This window comes from Vibrio sp. Isolate34, from assembly GCF_022397915.1.
GTDB lineage: Bacteria > Pseudomonadota > Gammaproteobacteria > Enterobacterales > Vibrionaceae > Vibrio.
Map to the genome: position 1 here is coordinate 68,330 of NZ_JAKEUO010000020.1, position 14,089 is coordinate 82,418.

Sequence of the window (14,089 nt, forward strand, 5' to 3'; positions counted from 1 at the left end):
TACTTAGGCAGCAAAGGAACTTAAAAGAGGGTTTAATTTATGGCGACAATGAAGGATGTTGCCCAGCTAGCAGGCGTCTCAACAGCCACGGTATCACGTGCATTGATGAACCCTGAGAAAGTCTCAGTTTCGACTCGTAAACGAGTGGAAGCAGCAGTACTTGAAGCTGGATACTCACCCAATACATTAGCTAGAAATTTACGTCGCAACGAATCAAAAACCATCATCACTATCGTTCCTGATATCTGTGACCCTTATTTCGCTGAGATCATTCGTGGTATCGAAGATGCCGCAGTAGAAAATGACTACCTTGTCTTACTGGGTGATAGCGGCCAACAAAAGAAGCGTGAGTCTTCGTTTGTTAACTTAGTTTTCACTAAACAAGCTGACGGCATGCTACTGCTTGGCACTGACCACCCATTTGATGTCAGTAAGTCTGAACAAAAGAACTTACCACCGATGGTGATGGCGTGTGAGTTTGCCCCTGAGCTTGAACTGCCTACGGTACACATTGATAACCTGACCTCTGCCTTTGAAGCGGTTAACTACTTAGCGCAGTTAGGTCATAAACGTATCGCTCAAATCTCAGGCCCAGTATCAGCAACTCTGTGTAAGTTCCGCCAACAAGGTTACCAACAAGCACTGCGTCGTGCAGGTGTAGCAATGAACCCAGCCTACAGCACAGTTGGCGACTTCACTTTTGAAGCCGGTGCTCAAGCGGTTCGTCAATTATTGGCACTGCCTGAACAACCAACCGCTATCTTCTGTCACAACGATGCGATGGCTATAGGTGCGATTCAAGAAGCGAAGAAATTAGGTTTACGTGTTCCTCAAGACTTATCAATTGTTGGCTTCGATGACATTCAATTCGCCCAATACTGCGATCCACCGCTAACCACCATTTCTCAACCTCGTTACGAGATTGGACGCCAAGCGATGTTGATGATGCTGGATCTACTGAAAGGCAACGATGTGCAAGCAGGTTCTCGTCTGCTTGAAGCCAAGTTAGTGGTTCGAGGCAGTACTGCGCCACCTCGAATGTAAGCCTTAGAAATACCGATATAAATCTGCGGCACATTTTGATGTGCCGCTTCCATTTCTGCACTATTATCCTCGCGCAATCTGGATTACCATGAGAGCAGAATTACCAACTACTGAATTGTCTTGTGGCTAATAGAGATTATGTAAAGCGCGGTCGTGGCACGAAGAGACCGACCAAAAAGCAAGCCCCTCGCCGTAAACCGTGGCGTAGTGGTCTTTTGGCGATCCTCCTTGTTGGTGGATTTGGTTACGGACTTTACTTATTGAGTAATGATCCTGAGCCACCAGCGCCGGCTCCAGTAGTGAGCAAACCGAAGCCAAAACCAGCGAAAGTGATTCCGCCACCTCCAGAAGAGAAGTGGGACTACGTTGAAACGTTGCCGAGCCGCGAGATTGAAGTAAAAGCCAAAGAGCAAGAGATCTCTAAGATCCCTTACATCATGCAGTGTGGCGCTTACAAAACCTCAGCACAGGCAGAAGCACGTAAACTGGATATTGCCTTCCAAGGTATCTCGAGTGAAATCCGCAAGAAAGACGGCAGTAGCTGGTACCGCGTGGTTCTAGGACCATACAAGCTAAAGCGTGATGCCGAGCGAGATCGCCACAAGCTACAGCGCGCGAAAATCGAACCTTGTGCTATTTGGAAAGATACCGAGTAGTGATAAGCGATAGTGCAGTTGTGTAACCGCTAGAGTCGCAGCAAACACCGAAAGCCTCCCATTGTGGAGGTTTTCTTTTATTTAGTCCCTTTCGCTAGATTTCCTTACAACTTCCACCGATAAGTTGCGCGACATCACTCGCCCTTCCTTGAATTATCCGAGTGCCATCCTCATATACTTTTTATACCCAAAGATAAGAATATTAAGAGGCCCTACTCGTGACTACCATAGTATCTGTACGTCGTAATAATAAAGTCGTCATCGCGGGTGATGGACAAGTATCTCTAGGCAATACTGTAATGAAGGGCAATGCCCGCAAAGTACGTCGCCTATACAACAACAAAGTACTGGCAGGTTTCGCTGGCGGTACCGCTGATGCTTTCACGCTATTCGAAAAATTTGAAAGCAAGCTACAAATGCACCAAGGCCACCTAACCAAAGCTGCCGTTGAGCTGGCGAAGGATTGGCGTAGCGACCGTGCTCTACGTAAATTAGAAGCACTGCTTGCGGTAGCGGATGAAACCGCTTCACTGATCATTACGGGTAACGGTGACGTCGTTCAACCTGAGAACGACCTGATTGCGATCGGTTCGGGCGGTAACTTCGCTCAAGCAGCAGCTACTGCACTATTAGAAAATACTGATTTAGATGCGCGTGAAATCGCAGAAAAGTCGCTGAACATTGCGGGCGACATCTGTGTCTTCACCAACCATCACCACACTATTGAAGAACTAGAAAGCACCGTTGAGCTGCCAAAGCCAGAGTAACGATCGCTTCCATCAATAACGTTGTATTCAACAGTGATTAAAGAATTAAGGAAAAACCATGTCTGAGATGACTCCTCGCGAAATTGTTCACGAACTCAATCGCCACATTATCGGCCAAGACAACGCTAAGCGTTCAGTGGCTATCGCACTGCGTAACCGCTGGCGTCGTATGCAGCTTGAAGAAAGCCTGCGTGTTGAGGTATCACCAAAAAACATCCTGATGATCGGCCCAACTGGTGTTGGTAAGACAGAAATTGCTCGTCGCTTAGCGAAACTAGCAAACGCGCCGTTCATCAAGGTAGAAGCGACTAAGTTCACCGAAGTGGGCTACGTGGGCAAAGAAGTTGAAACCATCATCCGTGACCTAACGGACGTTGCGATCAAGATGACGCACCAACAAGCGATGGAAAAAGTACAGTACCGCGCTGAAGAACAGGCTGAAGAACGTATTCTTGATGCCCTACTGCCACCAGCACGCGATGCTTGGGGTCAGAACGAGCAATCAAACGAAGATGCTACCTCTTCAAACACTCGTCAGATTTTCCGCAAGAAACTGCGCGAAGGTAAGCTAGACGACAAAGAGATCGAAGTTGATGTAGCCGCACCGCAAATGGGCGTTGAAATCATGTCACCTCCTGGCATGGAAGAGATGACCAACCAGCTGCAAGGCATGTTCCAAAACCTAGCGGGCGACACCAAGAAAAAGCGTAAGATGAAAATCAAAGACGCATTCAAAGCACTGACTGAAGAAGAAGCTTCGAAGCTTGTGAACCAGGAAGAGCTAAAAGAGAACGCGATCTTCAACGCTGAAAACAATGGCATCGTATTCATCGATGAGATCGACAAAATCTGTAAGCGTGGCGACAGTTCAGGCCCAGACGTATCTCGTGAAGGTGTTCAACGTGACCTACTGCCTCTTATCGAAGGCAGCACTGTATCAACTAAGCACGGCATGGTGAAAACGGACCACATCTTGTTTATCACATCAGGTGCATTCCAAGTGGCTAAGCCATCTGACCTGATCCCTGAGCTACAAGGTCGTCTGCCAATTCGTGTAGAACTTGAAGCGCTTTCAGCGAATGACTTCAAACGTATCCTGACTGAACCAAAAGCATCTCTGACTGAGCAATACATTGCCCTGATGAAAACAGAAGATGTGAGCATTGAGTTTACTGAAGACGGCATCAACCAGATCGCTGATGCAGCATGGCGTGTCAACGAAACCACTGAGAACATCGGTGCACGTCGTCTACACACTGTGATGGAACGTTTGATGGATGAGATTTCATTCGATGCAACAGACAAAGCTGGTAGCACGCTAATGATCGATGAAGCTTACGTAAACTCGAAGCTTGGTGAATTCGTTGAAGACGAAGACCTAAGCCGCTTCATCCTGTAGCACACGAAACTCCAACTTATTGCTCTATCTCAAAGAAATAGCAGCTAATAAGCGAATTCAAGGCCCACTTTCGAGTGGGCTTTTTATTACCTGAAAAATGGGCGTATACTCAAATCACTGCATGAAACCAATACTTACAATATAGGCGCCCAGCTAATCAAGGTGTCCTTACAACGAAATAGACCTACGATGAAACAATCTCTACTGATTTGGCTTGATGCCGCACGACCGAAAACTCTGCCTCTCGCACTCGTCTCTATTCTTACAGGAAGTAGTTTAGCGTTCGCCAGCGATCAGTTTTCTTTATCGATAGCACTACTGGCTTTTTTAACCGCCACCCTATTACAGATTCTGTCGAACCTAGCCAACGACTACGGGGATGCAGTAAAAGGCACCGACAACGAAAGCCGTCTGGGTCCAACACGTGCAATGCAGTCTGGCGCGGTCACCGCTAAAACCATGAAGCAAGCCATTATCCTCAACATCGTGTTTACCATGATTGCTGGGCTGATTCTGATTTTTCATGCGCTGACCTCAATTGAAAGTATCTTATCTTTCATCGCATTAGGCGTATTAGCGATTGTGGCAGCCATTGCTTACACCGTGGGTAATAAGCCTTATGGTTACATTGGTCTTGGCGACTTATCGGTATTTATCTTCTTTGGTTTGTTAGGTGTATCGGGGACTTACTTCCTACACACAGGTCATGTTGAACCAAGCCTGTTCCTTCCGGCATTAGGCTGTGGCTTGATGGCGGTTGCGGTACTTAATATCAACAACATGCGCGACATTGAAAACGACAGTGAATGTGGCAAACGCACCATGGCGGTTCGCCTTGGCCAACGTAAAGCCAAACACTACCACTTTGCGCTGCTTGGATTAGCCCTAGTCTCTTTTGCTATTTACCTACTGATTCAAGAAAAGCCAGTCTGGATCAGCCTGCCGTTTTTACTGAGCATTGTTATTGTCTACAAGCATGGCAAGGCGGTTTGGGAAACAGAGAAACCCGCACAGATCGCGCCAATGATGCCTGTGATTGTGAAATGCTCATTGGTCACTAACCTATTGTTTGCAGGGGTTGTCGTAGCTCAAACTCTATTGAGTTAATTGAGACTAATCATTGCAAAGGGATCAAGCACCGATATACTCAAAGTAAGCTCATTGTTCAAAAGGTATACTAATGGAATACAACACTTCAGCACTGTGCGACATATATTTGGATCAAGTTGATGTCGTGGAGCCAATGTTCAGCAACTTCGGTGGACGTGCATCCTTCGCAGGACAGATCACGACATTAAAGTGCTTTGAAGACAACGCCTTGATTCGCTCGGTATTAGAGCAAGATGGTCTAGGACGTGTGTTGTTAATCGATGGCGGCGGCTCACTGCGTAAAGCGCTGATCGACGCTGAGATGGCCTTACTTGCCGAAGACAATGAGTGGGAAGGGATTGTGGTTTACGGCTGCGTTCGCGAAGTCGATGAACTTGAAGACATGAACCTAGGCATCCAAGCCCTAGCTTCAATTCCGGTTGGTGCAAGCCAAGAAGGTGTCGGTGAGATAGACGTACCAGTGAATTTTGGCAGCGTAACCTTCTTACCGGAAGATTACCTCTACGCCGATAACACGGGCATTATTCTTTCTGCCGAACCTCTAGATGTAGAACTGGATCTGGATGTTGAAGAAGAGGTCGAGTAACTCACTCGGCTTTGAATACTAAAAAAGCTTATGAATACAAACAAAAACGCCCGCTACTGAGTAGCGGGCGTTTTTTAAATCTGAAGAGTCAATTACTCTACTTCATCCATTTTACCTAGAAGGTTACGGATGCGATCTTGCCATGCTGAATGCTCTTCTTGCATCTGCTGAGTTTTTTGCTCTAGCTCATGGCGGCTTGCTTTAAGCTCACTAGCTTCTGTTGCTAGTGCTTGTTTCTCTTCTTTAAGCTCTTCCACTTCCATTTGAAGAAGTGCAATTGTATCTACTGCTGTTTGAATTTTTGCTTCTAGCTGCTCTAGTACTTCAAAAGACATTCTGGCCTACCTTTAGTTTATCCGTTTGATGGTGAAGGTTCACTCCACTTATTTCCCCATTCTACTCAGCAGAGCAAGGATAAACACTCAATATATTCGATATTTTGCGCCATTCGATGAAAAAAACAGCGCTTTTTACCGAATATTGACGTGAATGATTACTGCCACAACGGCAAACCAATTATTTTGATGAATATTAGCGGTTTTCCACTGCAAATTGATCGAGAGCAATCCCGAAAAAACAAAAAGGCAAACGTTTCCTTTTGGATATGGTAAAATTCGCCGCGAAATTTCTATTCCCCCCTTTGAAAATTTTGGAGTCCGCATGAAACGCGATTTAGCAATGTCATTCTCTCGTGTCACAGAAGGTGCAGCATTAGCTGGTTACAAGTGGCTTGGCCGTGGCGATAAAAACGCTGCAGATGGCGCTGCTGTAGAAGTCATGCGTAGCCTACTTAACAAAACCGAAATTAGCGGTGAGATTGTTATTGGCGAAGGTGAAATCGATGATGCACCTATGCTATACATCGGCGAAAACGTAGGTGTGGGCGGCGACGCTGTCGACATCGCCGTAGACCCAATTGAAGGGACACGCATGACAGCAATGGGCCAATCAAATGCATTGGCTGTATTGGCTGCAGGCGAAAAAGGCAGCTTCCTTAAAGCGCCTGATATGTACATGGAAAAGCTAGTTGTAGGCCCTGGCGCTAAAGGCGTTATTGACCTAGAACTGCCACTGAAAGAAAACCTAGAAAACATTGCTAAGGCTCTGGGCAAAACACTGGATACACTGGTTGTAACAACACTGGCTAAACCACGTCATGATCAAGTTATCGCCGACATGCAAGCAATGGGCGTTCGTGTATTCGCAGTGCCAGATGGTGATGTTGCGGCTTCTATCCTAACCTGTATGCCAGACAGCGAAGTAGACGTCATGTACTGCATCGGCGGCGCACCTGAAGGTGTGGTTTCTGCTGCTGTTATTCGTGCACTTGACGGTGACATGCACGGTCGTCTTCTTCCTCGTCACGAAGTAAAAGGCGACACAGAAGAGAACCGCAAACACGGTGAACTTGAACTAGAGCGTTGTGCTGAAATGGGCGTAACCGCTGGTATCGTGTTGAAGATGGAAGACATGGCTCGCAGCGACAACGTTGTATTCTCAGCAACAGGCATCACTAAGGGTGACCTGCTAGAAGGCATTTCTCGTCAAGGCAATATCGCGACAACAGAAACGCTACTTATCCGTGGCCGCTGCCGCACGATTCGCCGCATCAAATCAATCCACTACCTAGAGCGTAAAGATCCTGAAGTAGTGGGTCACATCCTGTAAACCTAAACTAGGTTAAACAGAACAGACAAAGGCTGATACTTGGTATCGGCCTTTTGTTTTATTGGCTCAAGACAATCGCGCCCTGCTTTCTGTCCAAAGCGTAAATTACGGTCAATATAGTAAATGGTTTGCTTTATAAACACCTTGCCTCATAATAGTAAGGTTCATGAGGTAGGGATAGTATGAAAACAAGCGACAAAATCTTACAGACCATTAAGCGTCAAGGCGCGGTAACCGCGAAACAACTGTCAGAAGAATTTGGCATGACGACAATGGGTGCAAGGCAGCATCTGCAAAGTCTGGAAGATGATGGCATTCTTGCGTTTCATGACGTGAAAGTAAAAGTGGGTCGCCCGACTCGTCATTGGTCCCTTACTCAACACGGCCACGGTCAGTTTTCAGACCGACATGGTGAACTGACGATTCAAGTCATTGATGCGGTCGAGAACCTGTTTGGTAAAGAAGGGCTCGCAAAGGTCGCAGCCGAACGTGAACAGCACACCCTCAAGCAATATCAATCTGCCCTATCTGGCTGCAATGACCTGATCAGTAAACTTGAAAAGCTCACTCAACTTCGTGAAGAAGAGGGGTACATGGCAGAACTTCAAGAGCATGACGATCATTACATTTTTATCGAAAACCACTGCCCTATCTGCAAGGCGGCGACTCGCTGCCCTAGCCTATGCCAGTCAGAGCTCAATGTTTTCACAGAGCTGCTCAAAGACGAGTGCCACGTAAGCCGCACTGAGCACATTATTGCTGGCGAGCGACGTTGCACTTACACGTTAACACCCACGCCTTCATCGTAATTCCAAGCAGCTAAAGCTTCGCGCTAAGCCACTGATCTCGTCTCAATATTGAGAAAACCCCAATAGAACAAAATTTGTACAGAATTCTTTCTTAAGCTTAAAGCATATGAAACATGCTTAATGCTAAGGAAGGAATGATGGCACATCCACAACCTGATCAAAAACTGCCACCCTTTGATGAACTTGTCCAACTCGCGAAAAGCGATCCTAAAGCATTCAATCAATTCAAACACGAGATGTGCGAACAGATGATTTGTTCGGCTTCTGAAACCATGCAAGACAGACTCCGCGCTCAGCAAAGCCACATCGACTTAGTGGTTAGCCGTTGTAAGAATCCGCACCATGCCAATGTCGTACTTATGCAGGAGTTGCGCTGTCAGGTCTGTAAGTTCCAAGACGCACTCGAAGGCCGCTGCGGTTTTGAAGATACTCTACCAGAAAATGTGGTGCCTTTTAGACCCAATACAGAGCCGAAAATGTATTAAAGCGGATACAAGTTAACAGCAGACACACGTGATAAACAGACTGTTATAAAACAAAAAAGGGAGCGCAATGCTCCCTTTTGTTCATTCATCATTCCGCGATTACACCGGATCTTCGCCGTAATCATTGCGACCTTCAGTGCCTTTCATCAAGCCACATTCAATCAGAATCCATAAGCCACACACTAATGCTGCAACGGTTGCCACCATATGAACTGGCGATACCGACTCTGTTGTCGTCGCAGCCATTGGTGAAGCCAAACGACCTAACACCAGCGGCACATTCAACAGTAACCAGTAGTTCGATTTGTTACGGTCGTGCCAGCGCTTGGCGGTTACCGCAAGATCTGGGATAACTAGCATCAGTAGGAAGATTGGTAATAGAATGTAAGAGTACGCTGGGAACAAAGCCGAAATGCCAGAAGCAAAACCAGTAATCGCAATGTAGTAGAAAATGTTCCACGCCCAGTAAGTCTTACGACCAATTCTCCCTTTGAAAGAGAGCAGTAAATCTTTCATCGACATCTAAAAATACTCAAAAAATTAATACGCTACCAAAAAGTTAGCAGCAAATTGCTCGTTAATCACTTTTATTAAGCTAATCAGTTAATCACTTTCTGAAAGCAGCTTTTGTCCATATCTCTTATGTTCACCGTTAGGCTGCGGATATGGCTCGCCTGTTCTTGTAAGGTTTGCATTAACGAACGCGACAGTTCTCTTTTCTGTTCTTCGGTACGTCCTGAAAGTAACTCGAAGCTAATGTGAATAAAATCCACACTGTCTTCTTCATCACCGACTAGCCAGTTATGACAACGCAGTGAACGCGACTTCACAGAAGGCACATCAAACAAGCCACAGTTTAATGCAACTTTATGAAGATCTTCTAGTAAACCTTGGATATTCACTCGCTCGTCCACTGAATTTGAGTACTCTAGAACTAGATTCGGCATTATTACTTCCTATTGTTAACGCAATCGTTTGTCCCTTAATACCAACTAACGATGAAAAATCCGAGAAGTTAGCTATTATTCTGTCTGCCGGATCACTGATATATGCTCAAAATCTACTCTGACCATTGAGTAAGATCCAAGAAAGTCATGACCACAGTCATGATCTGTTGATATTAATCTGTTATATTATTTCGTAATAAAGTTTACTTTTTTACATTCGATTTATTTAAATACTTTGGAGATATTCCTATGCGTCATCCTGTAGTTATGGGTAACTGGAAACTAAACGGCAGCAAAGAAATGGTTGTTGATCTACTAAACGGTCTTAACGCTGAACTTGAAGGCGTAACAGGCGTAGACGTAGCAGTTGCTCCACCAGCACTTTTCGTTGATCTAGCAGAGCGTACGCTTACTGAAGCGGGCAGCGCGATCATCCTAGGTGCTCAAAACTCTGACCTAAACAACAGCGGTGCATTCACTGGCGACATGTCTCCAGCAATGCTTAAAGAGTTCGGCGCATCTCACATCATCATCGGTCACTCTGAGCGTCGTGAATATCACAACGAATCAGACGAGTTCGTAGCTAAGAAATTCGCATTCCTAAAAGAGAACGGCCTAACTCCAGTTCTTTGTATCGGTGAATCTGAAGCACAAAACGAAGCAGGCGAAACTGTTGCAGTATGTGCACGTCAACTTGACGCTGTTATCAACACTCAAGGTGTTGAAGCTCTTGAAGGCGCTATCATCGCTTACGAACCAATCTGGGCAATCGGTACTGGTAAAGCAGCTACAGCTGAAGATGCGCAACGCATCCACGCTCAAATCCGTGCACACATCGCAGAGAAATCTGAAGAAGTTGCTAAGAAAGTTGTTATCCAATACGGCGGTTCTGTTAAGCCAGACAACGCAGCAGCTTACTTTGCACAACCAGACATCGACGGTGCTCTAGTTGGCGGCGCAGCTCTTGACGCGAAAAGTTTCGCAGCTATCGCTAAAGCAGCAGCTGAAGCAAAAGCTTAATTTAAACTTCACCGTTTAAATTGAATGAAAGGTCAACTTAGGTTGGCCTTTTTTGATCTCGCTCGAACACCACCCTCTTCTGCCTCTCTTTTGTCACCAGCTCTTCGTAACTTAATAACACTTCTATTCATTGGACTGCGTTATGAAGACTTATACACGACCTCAGCTCAACACATTTCGCAAAACACTCCGAAACAACATGCCTCAACCAGAACGCAAACTATGGTTTTATATAAGAAGAAAGCAGCTTGGCGTAAAATTTAGAAGACAACATAGCATTGAAAAATACATCGTAGATTTCTTCTGCTGCGAACTAAAGCTCTCCATTGAAATAGATGGTAATAGCCACTTCTCAGAACAAGCACAAGCTTACGATCATCAGCGCACACGAGACTTAAACAAACTTGGAATCAAGATGCTTCGCTTTACCAATAATGAGGTTAATCAGAACCTTGAGGAAGTTTTGGTGAAAATCATGAATTCAATCCCCAAATAAAATTCCATATACACATCCCCCTCTAACTCCCCCTTATTTTAACATTCCCGATTACCCTACCGATCTAGGATAAAGGGGGAGAACTTTCTTTGTTCACTGAGATTTCTTGGCTAACTGAGACCATAAAATGTTCCATGAATCGCGAATTGGAAAGCTTACCCTGATAGATAGAATTTGTTGTAGGCGGTATATGTTCCAACAACTACGGAACTGTTCCTCCCCTTTCCAAATAAAGCTAAAGGGATCTGTAAACCTGACTAAAGGGAAGGCTAGGAGGGGATTTTAGAATTAATCAAAAGAACGGTAGGTATAAAAAAACCGCTGATAAATCAGCGGTTTTTAAATTCTTTAAGCTAACGCTAAGCGTAGCTTAGAACAACTCTTCTGCAACGCGGAACAGCTCAGAACGGTCTGGGTTCTGCATGTTCTCGATACAATCGATGATGTCGTGATGAACAAGTTCTTCTTTCTCGATACCAACACAACGACCACCGTGACCTTCTTGAAGAAGGTGAACAGCGTAGTTACCCATACGAGAAGCCAGTACACGGTCAAATGCAGTAGGACGACCACCACGTTGAATGTGACCAAGAACCGTAGCACGAGTCTCACGACCTGTTGCTGTTTCGATCTCTTTAGCAAGCTCGTTCGCGTCCATCATAAGCTCAGTTAGAGCGATGATTGCGTGCTTCTTACCTTTAGCAATTCCATCTTGGATGTTGCCGATAAGCTGTTCTTTATCTAGGCCAGTCTCTGGAGTAATGATGTACTCACAACCACCCGCGATTGCTGACATAAGCGTAAGGTCACCACAGTGACGGCCCATGATTTCAACAATAGAAATACGTTGGTGAGAAGAAGACGTGTCACGTAGGCGGTCAATTGAATCGATAACTGTGTTAAGCGCAGTTAGGTAACCGATTGTGTAGTCAGTACCTGCAATATCGTTATCGATTGTGCCTGGAAGACCGATACATGGGTAACCCATCTCAGTTAGCTTCTTAGCACCCATGTAAGAACCGTCACCACCGATAACAACAAGTGCTTCGATGCCGTGTTTCTTAAGATTCTCGATGCCTTTCTCACGAACAGCAACGTCTTTGAATTCAGGGAAACGTGCAGAACCTAAGAAGGTACCACCACGGTTGATTACGTCAGATACGCTTGAACGGTCAAGCTTTTCGATACGGTCTTCAACAAGGCCTTGGTAGCCATCGTAAATACCGTAAACTTCAATGCCAACTGATAACGCAGTACGAACAACGCCGCGAACTGCTGCGTTCATACCTGGAGCGTCACCACCACTGGTCAAAACACCGATCTTCTTAATCATGCTCACCCTCGATTTTTGGGAATCTATTATTCAATTCTTGTTCTTGCTGATTGTATATCAACAAGATTTTAAATCTATATTTGTGCGTTATGTTACATTTCCTCAACAGGAATAGCACTTAAATCGCGTAAAATTATGTAACATTTCTACTTCTGTAAGAGTATTACAGTTTTACTCAATAACTTTGTTGATTCACATCAGAATCAACATTAATTGTTACTAAGGTGGTTTTTGAATCACCAAAGAACTAGTAATTTTTACTCACTCTAGTTCAAAAGCCGCCCACTTACCATTTGCCAGCTAATTTTTAGCACGCATTACCACGAGTGGAATTTCTGCTGCTTCTCTGGTCCAAATACGACCGAATACGGATCCTGGTGAATTAATACATCAGCATCAGGGAATACGGAGATAAGCTTGGCCTCAACTTCGTCAGAAATGCGATGCGCTTCAATAAGTGGCATCTCATCTTCAAGTTCTAAGTGCAATTGAATGAAGCGAATTGGCCCCGAACGACGCGTTCGTAATTGATGCACACCCAACACGCCTTCGATGCTCAACGATGCCTCTTTAATCTGTTTTAGCTCTTCATCCGGTAGCTTATGATCAAGCAGAGATTGAATCGCTTCCATCGCCATTTGATAAGCGCTGTAAAGAATGTAGATACCGATACCCACCGCAAATACAGAGTCCGCTTGGCCAATACCAAACCAGCTTAACGCCAGTGCCAGCATGATAGCGGCATTCATATAAAGGTCAGATTGATAGTGCAGTGAATCAGCGGCAATCGCTTGGCTACCGGTTTTCTTCACCACATGTTTTTGGAATCGAACCAAGCCGAAGGTCATGGCTATCGCGAATAAGCTGACGTAGATACCAATCTCTGGAGAGTTCAGTTCATGGGGTCTGAAGAAGCGCTCAATACCATTAAGAATGAGGAAACAAGCCGAGCCTGAGATAAACATCGCTTGTGCTAATGCGGCAAGAGATTCGGCCTTACCATGACCAAAGGTGTGTTCTTTGTCGGCAGGCTGCAGAGAGTAACGAACGACGATGAGGTTAACGACAGACGCTGCGATATCCAACATTGAATCGACCACGGAAGCCAACAGACTCACAGAACCTGTCACCCACCATGCTGCGACTTTCACTATCAATAAAATAGTGGCGATGGTGGTGGCTGCCCAAGCAGCGAGCGTAACTAAACGTGCGTATTCTTGTTTCATAACTTGGCTATAAAGTGACTGATAGCACAAAGTATAACCTGCAAACAACCAATTGAATATGACAGCTAGGGTGTAAGACATTCATTTTTAGGGATCAAAAAAAGCGGCACACGGCCGCTTCTTTCTAGGGTGTGTTGATCTTTGCTGTACATTTTACGTTCAACAATACATCGGTAGCCACATTAACATGAATGCCAGCGATAACATGCTGGCATAATTCCTTTCTAGCTTGTCATATCTACTTGAAATAGCTCGATAATGCTTAATTCTCCCAAAGGCATTTTCGACCAAGTGACGATACTTGTATAGACACCAATCCATACTGCCTTTGTCTATATCTTGTCCATAATTGCGTTTGGCAATTACCGTTTCTCCGCCACACTCCTTAACAAAAGTACGGAAAGGTTCGCTGTCATATCCTTTATCACAAACGATGGTATTAACTTCATCGAGTTGCTCAACTAAGCTTTCGGCATGCACTATATCGTGGCGTTGTCCCTCTGATAAATCAAAGCAAATCGGCAGGCCACCACTATCCACGGC

At 45.3% G+C, this 14,089-nt stretch carries 17 protein-coding genes; 11 read left to right on the forward strand and 6 right to left on the reverse strand.

The annotated features are described in order from the left end of the window. The first annotated feature begins 39 nt into the window (after window positions 1-39). From cytR to rraA, 6 genes are all read left to right on the forward strand, one after another. Window positions 40-1,044 carry a DNA-binding transcriptional regulator CytR gene (gene cytR, locus L1D22_RS18430; protein ID WP_239830798.1) on the forward strand — a complete coding sequence of 335 codons (1,005 nt, stop codon included), beginning with the start codon at window positions 40-42 and terminating at the stop codon, window positions 1,042-1,044. Window positions 1,045-1,166: 122 nt separating this feature from the next. Further along, window positions 1,167-1,700: a cell division protein FtsN gene (gene ftsN, locus L1D22_RS18435; RefSeq protein ID WP_239830799.1), complete on the forward strand. Its 534-nt coding sequence runs from the start codon at window positions 1,167-1,169 to the stop codon at window positions 1,698-1,700. Between the two features lie 218 nt (window positions 1,701-1,918). Further along, entirely contained in the window at window positions 1,919-2,467 is a 549-nt protein-coding gene (hslV, locus tag L1D22_RS18440; protein ID WP_004729692.1) for an ATP-dependent protease subunit HslV, read from the forward strand. 58 nt (window positions 2,468-2,525) lie between these two features. Beyond that, entirely contained in the window at window positions 2,526-3,866 is a 1,341-nt protein-coding gene (gene hslU / locus L1D22_RS18445; protein WP_239830800.1) for an HslU--HslV peptidase ATPase subunit, read from the forward strand. Between the two features lie 189 nt (window positions 3,867-4,055). After that, on the forward strand, window positions 4,056-4,973 hold the full coding sequence (locus L1D22_RS18450) for a 1,4-dihydroxy-2-naphthoate polyprenyltransferase (protein ID WP_239830801.1): 918 nt from the start codon (window positions 4,056-4,058) through the stop codon (window positions 4,971-4,973). 73 nt (window positions 4,974-5,046) lie between these two features. Continuing rightward, window positions 5,047-5,562 carry a ribonuclease E activity regulator RraA gene (rraA, locus tag L1D22_RS18455; protein ID WP_176680544.1) on the forward strand — a complete coding sequence of 172 codons (516 nt, stop codon included), beginning with the start codon at window positions 5,047-5,049 and terminating at the stop codon, window positions 5,560-5,562. Between the two features lie 92 nt (window positions 5,563-5,654). Here rraA and zapB read toward each other — a convergent pair whose 3' ends face one another. After that, complete coding sequence (gene zapB / locus L1D22_RS18460; RefSeq protein WP_239830802.1) at window positions 5,655-5,897, reverse strand: cell division protein ZapB; 243 nt, start codon at window positions 5,895-5,897, stop codon at window positions 5,655-5,657. A gap of 325 nt (window positions 5,898-6,222) precedes the next feature. On the opposite strand from zapB, the gene glpX reads away from it, so the two are divergent. The 3 genes from glpX (at window position 6,223) to L1D22_RS18475 (ending at window position 8,524) form a co-directional block, all read left to right on the forward strand. Further along, the gene (gene glpX / locus L1D22_RS18465; RefSeq protein ID WP_017630917.1) at window positions 6,223-7,230 is read left to right on the forward strand and encodes a class II fructose-bisphosphatase; all 1,008 of its coding nucleotides are present in this window, start codon (window positions 6,223-6,225) and stop codon (window positions 7,228-7,230) included. A 182-nt stretch (window positions 7,231-7,412) separates the two neighbouring features. After that, window positions 7,413-8,039: a metalloregulator ArsR/SmtB family transcription factor gene (locus L1D22_RS18470; RefSeq protein ID WP_239830803.1), complete on the forward strand. Its 627-nt coding sequence runs from the start codon at window positions 7,413-7,415 to the stop codon at window positions 8,037-8,039. A 137-nt stretch (window positions 8,040-8,176) separates the two neighbouring features. Continuing rightward, entirely contained in the window at window positions 8,177-8,524 is a 348-nt protein-coding gene (locus L1D22_RS18475; protein WP_239830804.1) for a DUF3135 domain-containing protein, read from the forward strand. Window positions 8,525-8,623: 99 nt separating this feature from the next. Here L1D22_RS18475 and L1D22_RS18480 read toward each other — a convergent pair whose 3' ends face one another. After that, window positions 8,624-9,046: a DUF805 domain-containing protein gene (locus L1D22_RS18480; RefSeq protein ID WP_239830805.1), complete on the reverse strand. Its 423-nt coding sequence runs from the start codon at window positions 9,044-9,046 to the stop codon at window positions 8,624-8,626. Between the two features lie 77 nt (window positions 9,047-9,123). Continuing rightward, window positions 9,124-9,471 carry a 5-carboxymethyl-2-hydroxymuconate isomerase gene (locus tag L1D22_RS18485; RefSeq protein ID WP_176680545.1) on the reverse strand — a complete coding sequence of 116 codons (348 nt, stop codon included), beginning with the start codon at window positions 9,469-9,471 and terminating at the stop codon, window positions 9,124-9,126. A gap of 249 nt (window positions 9,472-9,720) precedes the next feature. Between L1D22_RS18485 and tpiA the strand changes: the two genes are divergently transcribed. Then, complete coding sequence (gene tpiA / locus L1D22_RS18490; protein WP_086715832.1) at window positions 9,721-10,491, forward strand: triose-phosphate isomerase; 771 nt, start codon at window positions 9,721-9,723, stop codon at window positions 10,489-10,491. Window positions 10,492-10,633: 142 nt separating this feature from the next. Further along, a complete protein-coding gene (locus L1D22_RS18495) occupies window positions 10,634-10,987 on the forward strand; it encodes an endonuclease domain-containing protein (protein ID WP_239830806.1) in 354 nt (117 codons plus the stop codon). A gap of 370 nt (window positions 10,988-11,357) precedes the next feature. On the opposite strand, the gene pfkA is transcribed toward L1D22_RS18495, so the two are convergent. The 3 genes from pfkA to L1D22_RS18510 form a co-directional block, all read right to left on the reverse strand. Beyond that, window positions 11,358-12,320: a 6-phosphofructokinase gene (gene pfkA / locus L1D22_RS18500; RefSeq protein WP_017630912.1), complete on the reverse strand. Its 963-nt coding sequence runs from the start codon at window positions 12,318-12,320 to the stop codon at window positions 11,358-11,360. Window positions 12,321-12,637: 317 nt separating this feature from the next. Further along, on the reverse strand, window positions 12,638-13,546 hold the full coding sequence (fieF, locus tag L1D22_RS18505; protein WP_239830807.1) for a CDF family cation-efflux transporter FieF: 909 nt from the start codon (window positions 13,544-13,546) through the stop codon (window positions 12,638-12,640). A 159-nt stretch (window positions 13,547-13,705) separates the two neighbouring features. Next, the coding region (locus L1D22_RS18510) for a transposase (RefSeq protein WP_239830808.1) at window positions 13,706-14,089 on the reverse strand (384 nt) is incomplete at its 5' end.